15 protein-coding genes are annotated in these 18,919 nt (G+C 67.1%); 9 read left to right on the top strand and 6 right to left on the bottom strand.

The window, feature by feature from the left end; all coding sequences use genetic code 11:
* Positions 1-61: 61 nt before the first annotated feature.
* The gene (locus AC6LKD_RS14875) at positions 62-445 is read left to right on the top strand and encodes a hypothetical protein (protein WP_013393898.1); all 384 of its coding nucleotides are present in this window, start codon (positions 62-64) and stop codon (positions 443-445) included.
* A 2-nt stretch (positions 446-447) separates the two neighbouring features.
* Here the strand turns inward: AC6LKD_RS14875 and AC6LKD_RS14870 are convergent, their stop codons facing one another.
* Positions 448-1,812 (bottom strand): sigma-54-dependent transcriptional regulator, encoded by a 1,365-nt coding sequence (locus AC6LKD_RS14870; protein WP_498116643.1) that lies wholly within the window; start codon positions 1,810-1,812, stop codon positions 448-450.
* 273 nt (positions 1,813-2,085) lie between these two features.
* Here AC6LKD_RS14870 and AC6LKD_RS14865 point away from each other — a divergent pair, with 273 nt between their 5' ends.
* Both AC6LKD_RS14865 and AC6LKD_RS14860 read left to right on the top strand, forming a co-directional pair.
* Entirely contained in the window at positions 2,086-3,000 is a 915-nt protein-coding gene (locus tag AC6LKD_RS14865; RefSeq protein ID WP_041655643.1) for a sigma-54 interaction domain-containing protein, read from the top strand.
* 157 nt (positions 3,001-3,157) lie between these two features.
* On the top strand, positions 3,158-4,588 hold the full coding sequence (locus AC6LKD_RS14860; protein ID WP_498116642.1) for an RNA polymerase factor sigma-54: 1,431 nt from the start codon (positions 3,158-3,160) through the stop codon (positions 4,586-4,588).
* Between the two features lie 40 nt (positions 4,589-4,628).
* On the opposite strand, the gene AC6LKD_RS14855 is transcribed toward AC6LKD_RS14860, so the two are convergent.
* The 3 genes from AC6LKD_RS14855 to AC6LKD_RS14845 all read right to left on the bottom strand — a co-directional run bounded on the left by AC6LKD_RS14855 (position 4,629) and on the right by AC6LKD_RS14845 (position 9,832).
* A complete protein-coding gene (locus tag AC6LKD_RS14855; RefSeq protein ID WP_498116641.1) occupies positions 4,629-7,631 on the bottom strand; it encodes a GAF domain-containing protein in 3,003 nt (1,000 codons plus the stop codon).
* 97 nt (positions 7,632-7,728) lie between these two features.
* On the bottom strand, positions 7,729-8,439 hold the full coding sequence (locus tag AC6LKD_RS14850; RefSeq protein ID WP_498116640.1) for a DUF2325 domain-containing protein: 711 nt from the start codon (positions 8,437-8,439) through the stop codon (positions 7,729-7,731).
* 85 nt (positions 8,440-8,524) lie between these two features.
* Positions 8,525-9,832, bottom strand: coding sequence for an MFS transporter (locus tag AC6LKD_RS14845; RefSeq protein WP_013393904.1), 1,308 nt, complete (start codon positions 9,830-9,832; stop codon positions 8,525-8,527).
* Between the two features lie 104 nt (positions 9,833-9,936).
* Here AC6LKD_RS14845 and AC6LKD_RS14840 point away from each other — a divergent pair, with 104 nt between their 5' ends.
* Both AC6LKD_RS14840 and AC6LKD_RS14835 read left to right on the top strand, forming a co-directional pair.
* Complete coding sequence (locus tag AC6LKD_RS14840; protein ID WP_498116639.1) at positions 9,937-10,827, top strand: LysR family transcriptional regulator; 891 nt, start codon at positions 9,937-9,939, stop codon at positions 10,825-10,827.
* Positions 10,828-10,972: 145 nt separating this feature from the next.
* Positions 10,973-12,631 carry a mucoidy inhibitor MuiA family protein gene (locus AC6LKD_RS14835; protein ID WP_498116638.1) on the top strand — a complete coding sequence of 553 codons (1,659 nt, stop codon included), beginning with the start codon at positions 10,973-10,975 and terminating at the stop codon, positions 12,629-12,631.
* A gap of 66 nt (positions 12,632-12,697) precedes the next feature.
* Here the strand turns inward: AC6LKD_RS14835 and AC6LKD_RS14830 are convergent, their stop codons facing one another.
* Positions 12,698-13,924 carry an EAL domain-containing response regulator gene (locus tag AC6LKD_RS14830; RefSeq protein WP_498116637.1) on the bottom strand — a complete coding sequence of 409 codons (1,227 nt, stop codon included), beginning with the start codon at positions 13,922-13,924 and terminating at the stop codon, positions 12,698-12,700.
* A 240-nt stretch (positions 13,925-14,164) separates the two neighbouring features.
* Here AC6LKD_RS14830 and AC6LKD_RS14825 point away from each other — a divergent pair, with 240 nt between their 5' ends.
* A complete protein-coding gene (locus tag AC6LKD_RS14825; protein WP_498116636.1) occupies positions 14,165-15,298 on the top strand; it encodes a 3-deoxy-7-phosphoheptulonate synthase in 1,134 nt (377 codons plus the stop codon).
* A gap of 86 nt (positions 15,299-15,384) precedes the next feature.
* On the opposite strand, the gene AC6LKD_RS14820 is transcribed toward AC6LKD_RS14825, so the two are convergent.
* On the bottom strand, positions 15,385-16,617 hold the full coding sequence (locus AC6LKD_RS14820; protein ID WP_498116635.1) for an NAD(P)/FAD-dependent oxidoreductase: 1,233 nt from the start codon (positions 16,615-16,617) through the stop codon (positions 15,385-15,387).
* A gap of 108 nt (positions 16,618-16,725) precedes the next feature.
* Here AC6LKD_RS14820 and AC6LKD_RS14815 point away from each other — a divergent pair, with 108 nt between their 5' ends.
* The 3 genes from AC6LKD_RS14815 to AC6LKD_RS14805 all read left to right on the top strand — a co-directional run bounded on the left by AC6LKD_RS14815 (position 16,726) and on the right by AC6LKD_RS14805 (position 18,919).
* Positions 16,726-17,325 (top strand): GNAT family N-acetyltransferase, encoded by a 600-nt coding sequence (locus AC6LKD_RS14815; RefSeq protein ID WP_498116634.1) that lies wholly within the window; start codon positions 16,726-16,728, stop codon positions 17,323-17,325.
* A gap of 83 nt (positions 17,326-17,408) precedes the next feature.
* Entirely contained in the window at positions 17,409-17,879 is a 471-nt protein-coding gene (locus AC6LKD_RS14810; RefSeq protein WP_013393912.1) for a hypothetical protein, read from the top strand.
* A gap of 320 nt (positions 17,880-18,199) precedes the next feature.
* Entirely contained in the window at positions 18,200-18,919 is a 720-nt protein-coding gene (locus tag AC6LKD_RS14805) for a response regulator transcription factor (protein ID WP_492275206.1), read from the top strand.

Raw genomic sequence — 18,919 nt, 5'->3', positions numbered from 1 at the left:
CCGCTTGCTTGCGCATGAGGCCAGGCCCGGACGATGCCGGGCCCCATCCAAGGAGTCAGCCATGAATCTGTCCCGAGTCGTTCTCCCCGCCGTCGCCCTGAGTCTCTCGGCCCTGGCCTTTCAGGCCCCGGCGCAAACCATGCAAGGCGGCGCCACTGCGGTTCGCAGCAACGAGCAGATCGACGACCAGTACAAGCTGGACAAGAAGCGCTGCGACGGCATGAAGGGCAATCAGAAGGACGTCTGCCAGCAGCAGGCCGAAGCCACGCGCGACAAGGCCCGGGCCGATGCCAAGGCCGGCAAGGAAAAGGCCGAGGCCTCGCATGACGCGGCCAAGGTGCGCAACGACGCCGACTACAAGGTCGGCAAGGAGAAATGCGACGGCATGTCCGGCAACGCGAAGGACGCCTGCATGGCGGATCTGAAAACGCGGTACGGAAAATGAAGTCAGGACCGGTCCTGTTTCCTGGCAGGCGCCGCGGCGGGCGCCGCAGCGTACTCCTCCAGCCGGTTGTACAGCGTCTTGGGGCTGATGCCGAGCACGGCGGCAGCCTGCTTTTTCACGCCGTTGCACCGCTCCAGCGTCGCCAGGATCAGGCGCCGGTCCGCTTCCGCCAGCGTTTCTCCCACCGGCACGCTCACCTGGCCGGCCGCGCCGTCGCCGGCCGGCGACACCCGTGGCGTCAGCATGTCCGCCTCCAGTGCGTCGCCCTCCGCCATGATGAACGCGCGCCGCACGTAGTTCTTGAGTTCCCGCACATTGCCGGGCCACCCGTACTGCTGCAGCGCCGCCACTGCCCGCTGCGAGAAATGCTTGTTCTTGCCCGCCTCCTGGTTCAACCCTTGCAGGAAACGATTGGCGAGGAACAGGATGTCGTCGCCGCGTTCGCGCAGCGCGGGCAGCTTGATGGGAAAGACGCTGAGCCGGTAGTAGAGATCTTCACGCAGCTTGCCTTCCTTGACCGCCTGCTCGGGATCGCGGTTGGTGGCGGCGACGATCCGGATATCGCAGGCAATCTCCCGGTTGGTCCCCACCCGCATGAACTGCCCGGTTTCCAGCACGCGCAGCAGCTTCACCTGCAGATCCAGCGGCATCTCGGTCACTTCATCCAGGAACAAGGTGCCGCCGTCGGCACGCTCGAAATAGCCCTTGTGCTGGCGGTCGGCGCCGGTGAAGCTGCCGCGTTCATGCCCGAACATTTCGCTTTCGATCAGGTTGGGCGAGATTGCGCCGCAGTTCACCGCGATCAGCGGACGCTGGCGGCGCGCGCTGAGTTCATGGACGGCATGCGCGGCCAATTCCTTGCCCGTGCCGCTCTCGCCGATCAGCAAGATCGTAACGTTGGTGGGCGCCACGCGGCCGATCTGGCGGTAGACCTCCTGCATGCCGGCGGATGCGCCATACATCCTGCCGTAGCGGCCGGGTTCCTCGAACGGCGCGCCGGCAGGATCGCTGCCCGAGTTCGCGCTCACGCGGGCGAAGATGCCGTTCAGGCGCTCCATGCAGATGGGCTTGACGAGATAGTCGGTAGCCCCCAAACGCAGGGCCTGGACGGCGTTGTCCACGGTGCCGTGGCCGGTCATCACCACCACCTCGGCGCTGGCCGCGGCCTCATTCTTGAAGATGTCCATGCCGCTGCCTTCGGGCAGGCGGATGTCGGTCAGCACCAGGTCGGGCGCGTGTCGTTCCAGCTGGATCAGCGCGTCCTTGACGCTCGCAGCCAGCGCCACGGAAAACCCGTTCTCGCGGCCGATCTCGGCCAGGGTTTCGCGTATCGTGGGGTCGTCGTCAACGATCAGCAGATGGGGCATGCCTACTCCGTATCGCGAATGTTGCGCTCAGTTATCCAGCATAGCGACTACGGCCGAAGGCAGGGTAAATGTTCGATACTTTCCATCAACGTTTTCGTATGCTTGCAAATCGTCGCATCCCGGACCGCTACGTCCCTCTAGCATGACCGGATGCGCATGGCCCCAAGGCCGGGCCAAGGAATCAGCATGGCGAATCGCACTCCCAACGCCGCGCGCGAGACGGCGTCCGCGTCTACGGGCGTACTCACGGATGTATCCGGCCTGTCCCCCGTGATGCAGAAGCTGGGCGCGCAACTACAGCTGGCGGCGGCCACCGACGCCAGCGTTTTCATCGTGGGCGAAAGCGGAACCGGCAAGGAAATCGTCGCGCGCGCCATCCACGACGCGAGCGAACGACGCGCGCAGCCCTTTGTCGCCGTGAACTGCGGGGCCATCAGCGGCAGCCTGGCGCACGCTGAACTATTCGGCCATGAAAAAGGCAGCTTCACCGGCGCCGTGGCCCAGAACGCGGGCTACTTCGAGTACGCCAGCGGCGGGACGCTGTTCCTGGACGAAGTGACCGAAATGCCGCCTGACCTGCAGGTCAATTTCCTGCGTGTGCTCGAGGCGGGCACCTACCAGCGCGTGGGCGGCTCCGATCTGCTGCGCGCCAATGTACGCATCATCTGCGCCAGCAACCGCGATCCCCACGCGTCAGTCGCCGAAGGCCGCCTGCGCCAGGACTTCCTGCACCGTCTGCTGGTGATCCCGCTGCGCGTGCCGCCCCTGCGCGAGCGCGGCGACGACGCGATGGTGCTGGCGCACTGGTTCCTCAATACCCTGAACACGGCGCACGGCACGCGGAAAGCCTTCAGCCCGCGCATGCTGGAAGCGATCTCCACGCACGATTGGCCCGGCAACGTGCGTGAATTGCGCAATGCGGTGCAACGCGCGTACATCCTGGCGGACGACGAGCTCGCCGCCGACCTGCTGCCCCGCGCCCGCGACGAGCAGCGCGCCACCGTGCGGGATGGCGCACTGACCCTTCCCGTGGGCATGCCGCTGGACGAGGCGCAGCGCGCCTTCATTCTCGCTACCCTCGCGCATCATTCAGGCGACAAGCGCATTACCGCCGAGACGTTGGGACTCAGCCTGAAGACGCTCTACAACCGTCTGGACGGGTACGAGAAGGACGGCACCGGCCTCTGATTTCCACGTGCCGGCGGCATTTCTTACCGGCGCCTTGTAATACTGAGGCAGCAAGCGGACACGATTTCCGCACCCTGCCCGCTGCGGGACCTGGCACGGACCTTGCTTAAGTTTCTGGATGGGCTGCCCGTCGGCAGCCGCTGTCCAGGAGACTCGATTGGTCTACCCCACGCAAGAATTGCGCCTGCGCCAGCAGATGACGCTGGCGCCCCGGCTGCAGCAATCCGTCAAGCTGCTGCAGATGACCGCGCTGGAATTCACCACTGCGGTGGAACAGGCGTTGGCCAGCAACCCGTTCCTGGAAGAAGCCGATGAGCAGGAGGCTGAACCGGGCGCCGTCGCGGCGGTCTTTCCTCCCGCCGCCGACACCACCGCACCGGACCCAGCGCCGCAGGTCGAGCCGCCCATGCCGGACGCGCCCGCCTACTCCGGCGACTATCCGACGCGCGGCCAGGGCGAAAGCCAGGAACGCGATCAAGGGCTTTGGGCCGCCTCGACGCTTTCGATGAGCCAGCACCTGTCGCTGGAACTGGGCAACTATCAGCTGGCGCCGCGCGACCGCCTATTGACGGAGTTCATCATCGATGCGCTTGATGACGACGGCTACCTGCGCGTGCCGCTGGCCAGCCTGTGGGGCGACGCGCACCGCGGCGCCGACGCCGTCCCCGACGAGGACGAATGGATGACGGCGCTGCGCCTGGTCCAGCAGCTGGACGCCCCAGGGCTGGCCGCGCGCGATCTGGCCGAATGCCTGTCGCTGCAGTTGGCGGCAGCCAGCGGCATCGGCGACGAACTGCGGGCCCTGGCCTTGCGCATCGTGCGCGAACAGCTCGATCGGCTGGCCCGCAACGATTGCGCCGGCCTGCGCCAGCAGCTGGGCTGCTCCGAGGAAGCGCTGCGCGAGGCCTGCGCGCTGATCCGCAGCCTGGACCCCAAGCCGGGCGGCCGCTATAGCGCCGAAGCGCCTGTCTATGTCGTGCCCGACGTGTTCGTGGACAAATGGCAATCGCGCTGGCGCGTGCTGCCCAACCGCAACGCCATGCCCCAGGCCAGGCTGCACCAGACCTATGCCGAACTGTTCCGGCGCGCCCGCCTGGACGACCGCAGCCCCATGGCGCAGGAGCTCCAGGAAGCCCGCTGGCTGGTGCGCAACGTCGAACAGCGCTACGTCACCATCCAGCGCGTGGCCGAAGCCATCGTCAAGCGCCAGCAGACCTTCTTCGAGTATGGCGACGTTGCCTTGCGGCCGCTGATGCTGCGCGAAGTGGCCGACGACCTGGACATGCATGAGTCCACGGTGTCTCGCGCGACCGTCGGCAAGTACATGGTGACGCCGCGCGGGGTTTTCGAATTCCGCCATTTCTTTTCGCGCGAGCTGGCCACCGACACCGGCGGTTCCTGCTCCGCCACGGCGGTGCGCGCCCTCATCAAGGAAATGGTAGAGGCCGAGGACCCGGCCATGCCGCTGTCCGACGTGGCGCTGACCCAGCAATTGGCCGCGAACGGCATACTGCTGGCACGGCGCACGGTATCGAAGTATCGCGGCCAACTGCGCATGCCTCCCGCGGAATTGCGCCGCCGCCACTAGGCCGCGTGCAAGGCCCGCCGTCGAGCGACCGCAGCAAGCGCTAGGCGTCCTGGCGGTTCCCGCCCGGCGCGCTGTCCAGCATGCCCTGCACGCGCTCCGACAGCTTGTCCAGGCGAAAGGGCTTCACGATCAGCTCCAGCCCCTGTTCCAGAAAGCCCTGACCGCGCGCCGCGCTCTCGGCGTAGCCCGTCATCAGCAACACGCGCAGGCCGGGACGCGCCACGCGGGCGGCATCGGCCAACTGCCGGCCGTTGAGTCCCGGCAATCCGACGTCGGTCACAAGCAGGTCAATGCCGCGCGCGGATTGCAAGACCTCCAGCCCAGCCTCGCCGTCTGCCGCGGCCAGCACCTCCAAGCCCAGTTCGGCTAGGCATTCGCACACCATCTCGCGCACGTTCGCATCGTCCTCCACCACCAGCACGACTTCCTTGCGCGCCGCGCCTGGGGCGGCCTGCGCCGGGCGCTCGCCGTTCTGCACGCTTTCGGGCGCGCCATCGTGGCGCGGCAGGAACAGTCTGACCGTGGTGCCTATGTCTACGGTGCTCTCCAGGCCGGCGGCGCCGCCCGCCTGCTTGGCGAAGCCGTAAATCATGGACAGGCCCAGGCCCGTGCCCTGGCCCATCGGCTTGGTGGTAAAGAACGGGTCGAAAGCATGCGCCAGTACGTCAGGCGCCATGCCGCAGCCTTCGTCCGTCACCGAGACTTCGACGAAGCGTCCCGAATGCGCGCCGAGCGACTGCAGGAGCTGGGGATCGTCCGGCTCCACGTTGCGCGCCGCAACCGTCAGCGTGCCGCCGTTGGGCATGGCATCGCAGGCGTTGATCACCAGGTTCAGCATGGCATTCTCAAACTGGTTCTTGTCGCAGCAGACCGTCCACAGTTCCTGCCGCAGGTCCAAGCGCAACGCCACCCGTTCGCCGGTATAGCGGTGAAACAAGGCGACCATGGACTGCAGCGCGGAGGCCGCGCAGAACGGTTTGGGGTCGATCGGCTGACGCCGCGAAAAGGTCAGCAACCGCTGCGTCAGATGGGCCGCCCGGTTGGCCGAATCCATGGCGACGTCCACAAAGCGCAAAGCCTGTTCCGGCGCGCCCGCGGTGATCTTGCGCTGCACCAGGTACAACGCTCCGGAGATCCCCTGCAGCATGTTGTTGAAGTCGTGGGCGATGCCGCCGGTCAGGCGCCCCACCGCTTCCATCTTCTGGGACTGGCGCAGGGCATTCTCGGTATCGCGCAAGGCCTGGGATTGCAGCTTCAGATCGGTGTCGTCCCGCCCCGCCACATAAAGGCTGTCCTGCGTCCAGGACATGCTCCAGGTTATCCAGCAATGGCTGCCGTCACGCTTGAGCATGCGGTTTTCCAGGTGCCTGGCGGCGGGCCGCGGGCCCATGTCCTCCGACGCCCAGTTCCAGGCCCCCAGGGTCGTCGCCAGATCCTCGGGATGGACCAGTTCGGACAGTTCCATCGTCAAGAACTGTTCGGGCGTCCAGCCCAGGATGACGCGCACGGCCGGATTGACGCTGACGAAGCGCCCTTGCCGGTCGATCACCGCCAGCAATTCCGGAGACAGGCGCCATATCCGGTCCCGCTCGGCGATCGCATCCTCGACGCGCTGCTCCAGGGTGCGCGCGTACTGCGAACGTTCGACCGCGCCGCACATGCGTTCCGCCACTTCCTCGATGAACGCGATGTCGCTGTTCTTGAGACGGCTGCCCGACGCGGGGCATGCCAGCAAGGCGCCTTTATGCCTGCCCCAGCGCCGCAGCGGCGCCACAATCGCCCAAGGACGGATCTCGCCGCCGGCTTCTCCCAGCAGGGGCGCCAGATAGGTCGTGCGCCCCTGGCGTAGCGCCGCGTTGTAGTCGTCGCCCAAGGCATCGAGCGGGTGCGGCGGCTGTCCCAGCAGCTCGACGCCCGGCGGCCAACATGAGGAGATGGCAGGCCCCTGGCCCTCGCCTTCCGCATCCAGCACCGCAACCTGCGCTAGCGCCAGGTGCTGGCACAAGCCTTCGCAAGCCGCCCGCTCGATATCCTCCTGCCGATGCAGTTCGCGCATGCGGTCACCGAGGGCGGCCAGGTAGTTCTTGCGGTGCTGCCCTTCCCACAGCTCGGCTTCCGCCGTCTTGCGCGCCGTCACGTCCAGGAACAGCGCCATCATCCGGCCGGGGCCATCCTTGCGCGCGCGGGCTTCGTACCAGGCTTCCTTGGGCGCGGGCACCATGAACTCGAACTGCGTCGGCTCGCCGCTATCCACCACCTGGGCGAAGGTGTCCATGATCTGCCCAGGCACGCCGGGAATCATCTCGCGCAAGGTATGGCCCAGGGTGTCGCCCTCCTTCATGCCGGTCTGGCGCTCGAATGCGGGATTGACCTCCAGGAAGCGGAAATCGACGATGCGCCCGGCGTCGTCGCGCAACGCCTCGCTGAGAAAAAACGCCTCCTGCATGCCCGCGAACATGGCGCGCCAGCGCTCGCCGCTCTGGCGCAAGGCCAGTTCCGTCAGATGACGTTCTATCGCCAGGGCAGCGCTGCGCGTGACCAGGGCAATCGCATCGATATCATGGGCCGACGGTGTACGCGCGACGCCGTAGTAGTTGGAAAAAATACCCAGCAGGCGTCCGTCGGGCGCCTTGATCGGGGTGGACCAGCAGGCCCGCAAGCCGTGCGACAAGGCCAGGTCCCGCCAACGTTCCCAGCCCGGACTCAAGGCGATATCGTCCACGTAGACCGGACTGCCGGTGTAGGCCGCCTCGCCCCATGACGCCGTGCCGGGACCGATGGCGGCCCTGTGCACCGCCGCGTTATAGGCCGCCGGCAGGCTGGGCGCGGCGCCATGCAGCAGGAAGCCGCCGGTATCGTCCACCAGCGCGATGGCGGTGCGCAGATCTACGCTGGATTGCGCCTCGATGGCATGCAGCACATGTTCCAGCACCTCGGCCAACGGCACGCCGGCGGCGATCCGCTGCAACATGATGCGCTCGTCCTCCAGGCGGGCAAGCGTGTCCGTCCAGGGTAGCGCCACTTGGTCTCGCTTGGTCAGCATCTCGGCCCCTTTGCCCCCGACTGTATTGCGGGAGTGGCCGCGCAGCCGAAACGCTAGGTAACCCGACGCTACGGATCGCCCGCGGATAGCGGCCGGTTCAGCAATCCGTCTTCAGCGGTTCGCGTTCCAGCCGCAACGCCTGTAGGGCCTCGGGCTTGTCGACCAGCACGCATTGCTTGCCGGTGCGGGTGCAATGGTCTTTGACGCGCCAGTACGCACCGTGGCTGACGCAACCGGTCTGGCAGATCACCAGGTCCGCGGCGACCAGGCTGGCTTCCAGCGTATTGCCGTCGGTATCGGCGCCGCCGTCATGGCCGAGATAGCGTCCGCCGGCCAGTTCGACCATCTTGCGGGTCAGCGCCAGCGCGACGGCATCCTCGCCCACGCACAGCACCGCTTTTTCACGCAGCACCACCGCGGAAGGCGCGGGCCGCCAGGCCGGCGGCTCCGTAAGCGTCTCCAGTTCGCGCGCGGCGGCGCCAGCGCGTCCCTGCCAGGCCAAGCGTTCGCGCATCAGGGTCTGCACCCGTTCCATCAGTTGGGTGACGCTGCGGGCCAGCGCCACGCGCCGGGGCAAGCCGGGAATGGAGGTCTCCAGCGCCTTGCGGTCTTCGCGCGCCCAGGCCAGCGCGGTGTCGCGCAGGATGACCGCCGCACGCAGACGCATGGCCTCGCTCTCCAGATACAGGATGCGCGCCGCCTGCGCCGCCAGCAGCCGGCTGCAATGCGCTTGCGCCTGTCCGTAGGCGGCCAGCAGCGCGGCATGCTCGCGCTGCAGGTTCTGGCTGTCGGGGGAGATAGGATTCATCGCGGCCCTCGGATCTGGTTGCGGATGCCGCTCTATGGGCGGGCCGCTAATTATAAATGAGAATTACTAGCTTTTAGCGTGAATTCTAGGAGGCGCTGCCCCCCACCGCGGCGGACGCCGGTGCGCGGCCCGTGCGCCGGTACAGGCCGGCGCTGATCGCCAGCGCCAAGACCAGCAGCGCGCCCGCCATCGCCGCAACGCCGGGCCACTGGCCGGTGGTCCAGAAGTGGCCGCCCCAGGCGCCGAGCACGCTGGCGCCGACGTAGTACACCAGCAGATAAAGCGATGCCGCCAGCGCCTTGTAGCCGCGCGCCATTTGCCCGACCCAGCCGCTGGCGACCGCGTGGGCGGCGAAAAAGCCGAAGGTGAACACCACGATCCCGGCTATCAGCAGCGGCAGCCAGTTGGACAGGGTCAACAGCAGGCCGGCCAACGCCATTCCGGTGGCGGCCGACAGCATTGCGCCGCGGCCATGACGGTCAGCCAGACGGCCGAACCAGGTCGACGCGAAAATCCCGACCAGATACACCACGAAGATGAAGCCGATAAAGGTCTGGCTCAGCGAAAACGGCGGCAGCAGCAGGCGGAAACCCACGTAGTTGTAGACCGTGACGAAGGCACCCATCAGCAGGCCGCCCAGCGCGAACAACCCGCACAGGGGGCCGTTCTTCAAATGCGAGGCGGCGCCCGCGCGTACATCGCCCCACACGCCGGTCCACCCCCTGCCCCGCTGCGGCGCAAACCTGCGCGACGCGGGCAGCAGCCAGACGAACAGCACCGCCGCTACGATACCCACGAGGCCCAGCGTCGCCAGCGCGGCGCGCCAGCCGAAATGATCGGACACCAGGCCAGTGATGACGCGGCCGGACAAGCCGCCGAAGGCGCTGCCGCCGATGTACAGGCCCATGGCGAAACCCAGGGTGCCCGGTTCGACCTCTTCGGCCAGATAGGCCATGGCCAGCGCCGGCACTCCGCCCATGGCCAGGCCTTGCAGGGCGCGCAGCGCCAGCAGGCTGTGCCAGTCTGGCGCCGCGGCGGCGATGGTGCCCAGCACCGCGGACGCAAACAGCGATAGCGCCATGGCGCGCTTGCGCGGCACGGCTTGCGAAAACAGGCCCACGAAAAAAATGGCCACCGCCAGGAAACCGGTGCATAGCGACAGCACCAGGCTGCTTTGGGCAGCCGATACGCCGAAAGCGTGGGTGAACAGAGGCATCAGCGGCTGCACGCAATACAGCAGCGAAAACGTGGAAAAGCCGGCCGCGAACAAGGCCCATTGGGCGCGCCGCAACCCCGCAGTGCCGCGGGCAAGATGATCGGAAGGCGTGAGAACAGGCGCCGCCGGGGCGGACTCGGAGGTTGAAGAGGAAGAACAGGCGGAGGGGGAAGACATCGGAATTCTCGAAAGCAGCGGGCATGCAACCCACGCGATCAAGGTAGACTTTTCCCCTTCATATGTCCAATATATGAAACTCACTCCCGCCATATTTAATAACGATGGAACTGCGCCACCTGCGTTATTTCACCGCCGTCGCCGAAGAACTGCACTTCACGCGCGCCGCCGCCAGGCTGGGCATAGGCCAGCCGCCGCTGAGCCAGCAGATCCAGCAGCTGGAGCGCGAGATCGGCACTCCGCTCTTTCTGCGCCTGCCGCGGGGCATCGCGCTGACCGAAGCCGGCGCGCAGTTCCTGGACGACGCGCGTGCCATCCTCGCCAGCGCCGACCGCGCCATCGACACGGCTCGCCGCCTGGGGCGCGGGGAACGCGGTGCGATCACGGTGGGATTCACGGCATCCGCCGTGTTCCACCCCTATTTACCGCAGGCCATCCGCGCCTACCGGGACCGCTATCCCGACGTGCGCGTGACGCTCACGGAAAGCAACACGGTCTCGCTGCTGCGCGGCCTGCGCGCAGGCGAAGTCGACGTGGCATTCGTGCGTCCGCCTTACGTGCTGGACCCGGAATTCGAATCCGAACGCGTGCTGGATGAACCCATGCTGGTGGCCCTGCCGCCTGACCACTCGCTCAGCCGCAAGCGCAGCGTGCCGATCGCGGCGCTGGCGGATGAGGACTTCGTGCTGTATCCGCGTCCCATCGGCGCCGGCCTGTACGACGCGATCATGTCGGCCTGTCTGCGCGCCGGTTTCGCGCCGCGGGTCATCCAGGAAGCGCCGCAAATGGCATCCATCGTCAGCCTGGTGGCGGCCGGCGTCGGCATTTCCATCGTGCCCGCGGCGATGCGGCACATGGGCGCGCAAGGCATCGAGTACCGGCCGATCAAGGGCGACGCGCCGCACGCGCTGCTGGACATGGCCTACCGCCGCCACGACCGTTCGACCGCGGCCGCCAATGCCGTCGACATGTTGCGCGAACTGGCCCACCCCTAGGAGGCGCCACGGTATCGCACTGTCGCGTTTGTCATCTTCTGTAAGACCCGCGTCCGGACCGCAATGTAAATTTGGCGCGCGCGGCGGTCCGTCCCTGTCGAGGGGCACGGCGCCGCGCGATTCCAACCTGTCTAAAGGTGAAATAGTGCGACGTACCCTTCTGGCCTTGGCCATCGCGACGATCCCCGGCCTGGCCGCTGCCGCCGGGCTGGCCTCTTCCATCGGTTCCGTGACCGTCTACCAGGACCGCGCCGTCGTGACGCGCGCCGCCAGCAGCGAGCTGGCCGCCGGCGAACACGAGCTGGTGCTGGAGAAGCTGCCCGCCAGCCTGCAGGAAAACTCCTTGCAAGTCTCGGCCAAGAGTACCGGCCAGGCCACGCTGCTGGACGTGAAAGTGCGCGACGCCTATCAGGCCGACACCGCCAACGAGCGCGTCAAGCAGCTGGAAGAACAAGTGCGCAAGCTGCAGGGCCAGCAGGCGCTGCTGGACGATGAAGCCGCGGTGCTGGACAACCAGCGCGAGCTGGTGCTGATGATGCAGCGCGGCGCCACCGAACCCGCCAAGGACGGCGCGCGCCTGACCTTGGACGAACTGAAGGCGATCCAGTCGCTGAGCGCGGATTCACTGGCCCGCGCGCTGGCCGGGCTGCGCCGCGTCGCGGAGCAGAAAGAGGCGCTGGAGCGTGAACTCACCGCCTTGCAGAACCAGCTGGGCCAATTGCAGAACTCGCTCAATCGCCGCACCAAGACTGTCACCTTGCGCGTCAACCTGGCGCGCGCGGGCAAGCTGGACCTGAACGTTTCCTACGCCGTGGCCGGCGCCCGTTGGACGCCCGCCTATGACGCGCGCCTGCGTCCGGCGGACCGCAGCGTGGACCTGGGCTACTTCGGCGTCATCCGCCAGAACACCGGCGAAGACTGGAACAACGTCAAGCTCACGCTGTCGACCGCGCGCCCCTCGCTGGGCGGCGGCGCGCCCGCGCTGCAGCCGTGGATCGTGGATGTGGCCGCCCCGCCGCCTCCGCCCCGCCCGCGTCCCAGCCCCGCTCCGGTGGCGGCCATGCAGCAGGCCGAAGCCCAGGCCAAGATGTCGCGCCAGCGGGTCCAGTCCTTCGAGGACGCCGGGGCGCCCGCCGTCGAGATGGTGCCGGAACCGCTGGAGCAGGCCACCGCCCAGGTGCAGGCCGAAGCGACCAGCGCATCGTTCCAGATCAAGAATCCGGCCACGCTGCTGTCCGACAACTCCTCGCAGCGCGTGGCCATCGCCACGGCCAAGCTGCCTGCCACGCTGCAGTACCAGTCCACGCCGGCGCTGCGCGAAGCCATGTTCCTGACGGCGCATGCCAGCAACAACACCGACTTCCCGTTCCTGGCCGGCTCGCTCAACACCTTCCTGGACGACGCCTTCGTGGCGGCCAGCGCCATGAAGGCGGTGATGCCCGGCGAGAAGCTCGAACTGGCGCTGGGCGCCGATGAAGGCATTTCGATCAAGCGCCAGTTGGTCAACCGCTATACCGAAAGCACCGGTTTTTCCGGCAGCGGCAAGCGCGTGACCTACGAGTACAAGATCACGGTCAAGAACAACAAGGCCACCAAGGAGCAAGTGTCGTTCAAGGACCGCCTGCCCATTTCTCGCAACGAGAAGATCGTGGTCAAGCTGTTGTCGCCGGCCGATCGCGAGATCAAGCGCGAGGAAGACGGCAAGCTGGTCTGGGACTGGGAAATGGAGCCCGGCAAGTCGCGCGAAACGGTATTGAAGTTCTCGGCGGACTATCCGGGCGATATCGAGGTTTCCGGAATCTGAGACGCTCAGCGCATCTGGCAAGCTTCCTGCTGGAGCCGTGTGCCCGTCGGCATGCCGCGCGCAGCATCAATGCGTGCGGCAGAACTCGATGAAGGCGTCGGCTTCCAGCGGCACGGAAATCCCGTAGCCTTGCGCCATGTCGCAGCCCAGCTCGCGCAGCAGTTCCACGTCGCGCTCGTGCTCCACGCCTTCGGCCACCACGCGCCGGCCCAGCACGCGGCCCATCTCGATGGCGGCCGCGACCACGGCGCGCGACGCCGGCTCGCGGTGCATGTGCACGATGAAGTCGCGGTCTATCTTCAGTTCCGTGAACGGCATGGCCGAGAACAGGCGCATGGAAGCAATGCCGGCGCCGAAATCGTCCATCGCCAATTCAAAGCCGCGCACCCGCAGCAGGTTCAACGCCGAGGACAGGGCCAGCCAATCGGTCACCGGCTCGTCTTCGGTCAGCTCGACCTTGACCAGCCGCGCCGGCAGGCCGGCCTGCGCCACGCGCTGCTCCAGCAGACCCGGCAGGTCGCGCGAGCATAGCGTGGAGGCCGAGGCATTGATCGCGATGGGCACGGCGATGTCCTCGGCATGCATGCGCTGCAGGACTTCCAGCACCCGGTCGGTGACCCGGCAGAACAAGGTGCGGTCCAGGCCCAGCCGATGCGCGGCGGGCACAAAGTCCGACGCGGGGATCGCGCCCAGTTCGGGATGGTCCCAGCGCGACAGCGCCTCGGCGGCCAGCACCCGTCCCGTGGACAGGCTCATCTGCGGTTGCAGCACCACGCTCATGCCCTGCCCCGTGATCAAGGCATGGCCCAGCGCGGCCTCGATGACGTCGCGCCGCAGGGAACGCGGCCGCGGCGACTCGGCGTCGTCCTCGTCCAGGCTGCGCAGCGCGGTCTTGATCGCCTGCTGCATGGCCGTGCGCGATACCGGCTTGGACAGCGCCTGCGCGGACGGACAGCCGGCCTGCAAGGCCAGCCGCACATGCGACTGCAACAGTTCATCGCTGAGGCTGCTGATCCAGATGATGGGCGGCATGCTCTTCAGGCGGCCGGCGTCCACCAGGCGGCGCAGCTCATTGGGCAGGCGCGTGCCGTCGCCCTCGCCCGTGACGATGTCGCTGATGACCACGTCGTAGAACTGGCGCGCCAGCGCGGTGACGGCTTCGATGCTGCTGCCCAGGCCGGCCACCCGGCGGAAACCCAGCGCCAGCAGCACATTCTGCAGATAAGCGCGTTCAACCGGATGGTCTTCGACGAGTAGTATCCGTCGGGTCCCGCCGGGTTCCGTTTTAGGCATGGTCTACCGTCCTACTCATATAGGGCGGGCCCCCGCAGGCGGCCGCTGGAAACTGTGTACACCATGCTAAGGCATTCGCGCCCGGACTGTCGTTATTGCTAACGGGTTAATGCAAGCCCATCGCCGATAGTCGTAGTATCGGGAACATCAGCCAGACGGAGGCAGCCTTCCGTCGCCCCGCGGCGCGGCCGGTGCCATAATAGATGTCTTTATTTCCGCATCTACGGCACGGAGCTACCCTTGACCCGCATTGACGACCCCCTGCACGACCGCGAGGTCGGCGCGGCCGACTCCACCCAGGACAATACGCGCACGGACGATACCCGCATCAGCGCGGTCCGCCCCTTGATTTCGCCCGCACTGCTGCAAGACGAGCTGCCGGTTTCGACCGAGATCCAGACGCTGGTCGAGCAAAGCCGTGTCCAGATCGCCGACGTGCTGCACGGCCGCGACGACCGCCTGGTGCTGGTGGTCGGTCCCTGTTCCATCCATGACCATGGCCAGGCCATGGAGTACGCCCGCCTGCTGCGCACCGCTGCCGAACAGCACCAGAAGGACTTGCTCATCGTCATGCGGGTGTACTTCGAGAAGCCGCGCACCACAGTGGGCTGGAAGGGCTACATCAATGACCCGCGCCTGGACGGCAGCTTCCGCATCAACGAAGGCCTGCGCCGCGCACGCGAACTGCTGCTGGACATCAGCGGCCTGGGCCTGCCGATCGCGACCGAATTCCTGGACCTGCTCAGCCCGCAGTACATCGCCGACCTGATCGCCTGGGGCGCCATCGGCGCGCGCACCACCGAAAGCCCCAGCCACCGCCAGCTGAGCTCGGGCCTGAGCTGCCCGCTGGGCTTCAAGAACGGCACCGACGGCGGCGTGCAGATCGCAGCCGACGCCATGGTCGCCGCCAGCGCCAAGCATGCCTTCATGGGCATGACCAAAATGGGCATGGCCGCCATCTTCGAAACCCGCGGCAACCAGGACACCCACGTCATCCTGCGCGGCGGCAAGCAAGGCCCGAACTACGATGCCGCAAGCGTCGACGCTTGCTGCGCCGCCTTGCGCGCGGCCGGGCAGCGCGAACAGGTCATGATCGACTGCTCGCACGCCAATTCCAACAAGTCGCACCTGCGCCAGGTCGACGTGGCCAACGACATTGCCGCGCAGATCGCCCAGGGCGACGGCCGCATCACCGGCGTGATGATCGAAAGCCATCTCGAAGAGGGCCGCCAGGACCTGAAGCCCGGCCTGCCGCTGCGTCGCGGCGTGTCCATCACGGACGCCTGCCTGGGCTGGTCGCAGACCGCGCCCGTGTTGGAAACGCTGGCCCTGGCCGTGCGCCAGCGCCGCGAAAAGGCCGCAAAGCAGGCCTGACGCTCCGGCCTGAATTTGCGGCCCGCGTGTCGGGTCCGGGATTCAGGCCCGAAAGCCCTTTCCCTCCTGCCTTGCCGCGTCCGCCCTCAGCGGCCGACGCGGTAAGGCGCCGGATCCATGTCCGGCGCCTGGCCCGTGATCATGCAGGCCAGCAGCTTGCCCGTCACCGGTCCCAGCGTGAAACCATGATGTGCGTGGCCAAAGGCCAGCCATAGTCCTGGATGGCGCGGCGCCGGTCCGATGACCGGCCGCATGTCCGGCATGCAGGGCCGGCATCCCATCCAAGGCTCGCGCTCCACGGCCTCGCCCAGCGGCAGCAGCTGGCGGGCCAGCGCGCGCGTGCGCTGGATCTGGATCGGTGAAGGCGGCGCATCGCGCGCCGCGAATTCCGCGCCGGTCGTCAAGCGCACGCCCAGGGTCATGGGCGTCACCAGGAAACCGCTTTCGATGTCGGCCACCGGATGCGACAAGGCCGCGCCGTCCTCCAGCGCGAAGTGCTGGTGATAACCGCGCTTGACCGCCATGGGAAGGCGATAGCCCAGCGGGCGCAGGATGTCCGGCGACCACGGACCCAGCGCCACGACCACGTCGCGGGCCTCGATCAGGCCCTGTTCGCCCTGCACCTGCCAACCCTTGCCCGATGGCTTGAGGCTGCGCGCGTCGCCGCACGCCAGCACGCCGCCGCGCCGCTCGAACAAGGCCGCATAGCCCCGCGTCACGGCGCCGGGGTCCGACACGTTGACCGGATCCAGCCAATGCACCGCGCCCGCCATGCGCGATAGCGAGGGCTCCAGCGCCGCCAGCGCCTGGCGGTCCAGCACGCGGTAGTTCAGGCCATAGGGCGCCAGCGCCTGCGCCTCGGCGACGGCCTGGGTCAGGCCCGCCTCGCTGCGCATGCCATCGATCCAGCCGTTGCGCCGGAATAGATGGGAGATACCTGCTTCGTCCTTGAGCGCATCGTGCTCGGCCACGCTGCGCTCGATCAGCGGCAGCATGGCCTCGGCCGCGCGCGCCAGGCGCGACGGCGCCGAATGCCACCAGTAGCGCAGCAGCCACGGCGCGATGCGCGGCAGGAAGCGGGGGTGGTAGCTCACGTCCGGCGTATTGTTCCTGGCGTAGCGCCACAGGCTGCGCCAGTCGCGCGGAAAGGCATAGGGAATCACGCTGGCGCGTTCGATCAGGCCGGCGTTGCCGTAACTGGTTTCCTCGCCGGGGCCGCGCCGGTCCAGCAGCACCACGGAACGGCCGCGCGCCGCCAGATGCAGGGCGGTGCTGACCCCGACGATGCCCGCACCCAAGACCAAGGCGTCTGTTTTCATGCGGCGGATTCTGCTCTCGCAGGCGGTGTTCGGCAAGAGCGCTCGCGCGTAGAATCCCTTCCTGCGCGGCACGCCTCCACCGTCTTCGTTGCTCCCAAGGAATACGCCATGACACCCCCTCGCCTCCCACCCGTCACGCTCGCTGGCGAGGTCGTGCGCCTTGAACCCCTGGCCGCCAGCCATGCGGCCGCGCTCGCGCAGGTTGGCCTGCATCCCGAGCTGTGGCGCCTGCAGCCCGAAGCTGTACAGACGCCGGACGACATGCAGCGCTATGTGGATCGCGCGCTGGCCGGCCAACGCGAAGGCCATTGCCTGCCGTTCGTCATCGTGCGCCAGGACAATGGCCAGATCATCGGCGCGACGCGCTACATGGACATTGCGCTGGCCCACAAGCGCCTGGAAATCGGCGGCACCTGGCTCACACCCGCAAACCAGCGCAGCGGCGCCAACACCGAGGCCAAGTTTCTGTTGTTGCAGCACGCCTTTGAAACAATTGGTATCATGCGCGTTGTATTCAAGACTGAAGTGAGCAACATGCAATCGCGCCAGGCCATCCTGCGCATCGGCGGCGTGGAGGAAGGCGTGTTCCGCAAGCACCTGATTGCGCAATCGGGACGCGCGCGCGACATGATCTACTTTGCGATCCTCGACGAGGACTGGCCCGCGGTCAAAGCCCGCCTGCTGATGCGCATGCGTCGGGCCGCGTAGGTCGGGCGCGTAGGCCGGGCCGCCACGCTCTTTTCGCAGCTTGTCCGGGCCGCAAGGCCCGCCCCGCACTATTGAAGCCAGGTATGCAACAGACTTTCGCCGCGCCCGCGCGCTACACGATATACATCTACACCGAGGAACAGCGCGGCAACCAATTGGTCGAGTCGCCGGTGATCGGCATGCTGTCCGACATATCGGGGTCCGACAAACTCGTGGTGGCGCTGGACCCGCACAGCGGCTTGAAGTTCGTCTACCGCATCGACCACGACAGCAACAACCTCGACGCCGCAGCAATCACCGAACAGGACGTGTCCCTCTTCAACGGCAAGACCTCGGTCCAGATCAACTCCATGACCTATCGCCTGGGCACGGCCGAGAGCGCGATGAAATTGCTGCGCGGCAAAACCCAATGGATACAGGACAAGGGCGCGGTGCTGTCCGTGCTGCTGCAGAATGCGGCCGCGCGCAAGACCCGTTTTGCCTCGCCGCGCATCGAGCGCGACCGTATGCGCAAGGTGCCGCCCGGCGTCCCGGTCGAGCACCTGCCTACATAAAAAGCACAGTATCCACAGCGCTGGTCTTATCCACAATTTCTGTGGATAAAACAGGCTCGAACCCATGGCTGATGGCCGTTCGGCCGACGCGCAACGGGCTGCTCATTTTTTGACCAACCCAAAGTTCTCCATCGCGCGGCTGCCATCCTTGATTCTTGACGCGGCGCCGCAGCGGCGATGATGATATTCTCCGCAAGCGCGCGATACGAAAAATATCGCGCTCGCGGACTCCCCCTATACAAGAAGACCCAGATACAAGGAGCGGATGGCGTGTTTGCACTCGAACCTCCTTGCGCGCAACCGCTGACGCCGGACTCGCCGTGACCATCATCATTGTCGACGACCACGGAGACTGGCGCGACACCATCGCCGAGTACATAGAAGACCTCGGTCTGGACCGCAGCATCCTCACTGCCGGCTCCCTGGCCGAGCTGGACCAGCTGTTGCTCACCGTCACGCCGGGCATCCTGGTGCTGGACGCCATGCTGCCGGACGGCGACGCGCTGACCCGCGTGTCCCACTTGCGGACCTCCTTCCCGTCCATGGGCATCATCATGCTGACCGGACGCCTGTTGAGCGAAGACAAGGTCTCGGGCCTGAGCCTGGGCGCCGACCACTACCTCACCAAACCCGTCAACCTGGCCGAGCTGGGGGCCACTCTGGTATCGCTATCGCGCCGCCTGCGCGTGGTGCCGGCGGGCGATGCCGATGCGCCCGAATCCGACGCCTGGCGCTTCGATCCGGCGCGGCGCACGTTGATGTCGCCGCAGCAAGTCTGCGTGGACATCACCGACACCGAAAGCCGGCTGATCGGCGCACTGATCCAGGCCGCACCGCTGCCCCTGTCGCGCGACCGCCTGATCGAAGCGCTGGGCGCCAGCGTGGAGGCCTACGACACGCACCGGCTGGATGCCCATATGCACCGCCTGCGCCGCAAGCTGCGCGCGCAGGCAGGCGGCGATATGGGCATACGCACGGTGTACGGCGTGGGCTATGTGTGCACCACGCCCGTGCGTATCGTCGGCAACGCCAAGAACTGA

The organism is Achromobacter sp. D7-1, from assembly GCF_059760445.1.
The sequence above is the reverse complement of the archived record's forward strand: the minus strand, read 5'-3'. Positions and strand labels throughout refer to the sequence as shown.

Excerpts from the sequence above, each read along its gene's own strand:
- AC6LKD_RS14875 (WP_013393898.1), top strand. The coding sequence starts at position 62 with ATGAATCTGTCCCGAGTCGTTCTCCCCGCCGTCGCCCTGAGTCTCTCG.
- AC6LKD_RS14870 (WP_498116643.1), bottom strand. The coding sequence starts at position 1,812 with ATGCCCCATCTGCTGATCGTTGACGACGACCCCACGATACGCGAAACC.
- AC6LKD_RS14865 (WP_041655643.1), top strand. The coding sequence starts at position 2,086 with ATGCAGAAGCTGGGCGCGCAACTACAGCTGGCGGCGGCCACCGACGCC.
- AC6LKD_RS14855 (WP_498116641.1), bottom strand. The coding sequence starts at position 7,631 with ATGCTGACCAAGCGAGACCAAGTGGCGCTACCCTGGACGGACACGCTT.
- AC6LKD_RS14850 (WP_498116640.1), bottom strand. The coding sequence starts at position 8,439 with ATGAATCCTATCTCCCCCGACAGCCAGAACCTGCAGCGCGAGCATGCC.
- AC6LKD_RS14845 (WP_013393904.1), bottom strand. The coding sequence starts at position 9,832 with ATGTCTTCCCCCTCCGCCTGTTCTTCCTCTTCAACCTCCGAGTCCGCC.
- AC6LKD_RS14840 (WP_498116639.1), top strand. The coding sequence starts at position 9,937 with ATGGAACTGCGCCACCTGCGTTATTTCACCGCCGTCGCCGAAGAACTG.
- AC6LKD_RS14830 (WP_498116637.1), bottom strand. The coding sequence starts at position 13,924 with ATGCCTAAAACGGAACCCGGCGGGACCCGACGGATACTACTCGTCGAA.
- AC6LKD_RS14820 (WP_498116635.1), bottom strand. The coding sequence starts at position 16,617 with ATGAAAACAGACGCCTTGGTCTTGGGTGCGGGCATCGTCGGGGTCAGC.
- AC6LKD_RS14815 (WP_498116634.1), top strand. The coding sequence starts at position 16,726 with ATGACACCCCCTCGCCTCCCACCCGTCACGCTCGCTGGCGAGGTCGTG.
- AC6LKD_RS14810 (WP_013393912.1), top strand. The coding sequence starts at position 17,409 with ATGCAACAGACTTTCGCCGCGCCCGCGCGCTACACGATATACATCTAC.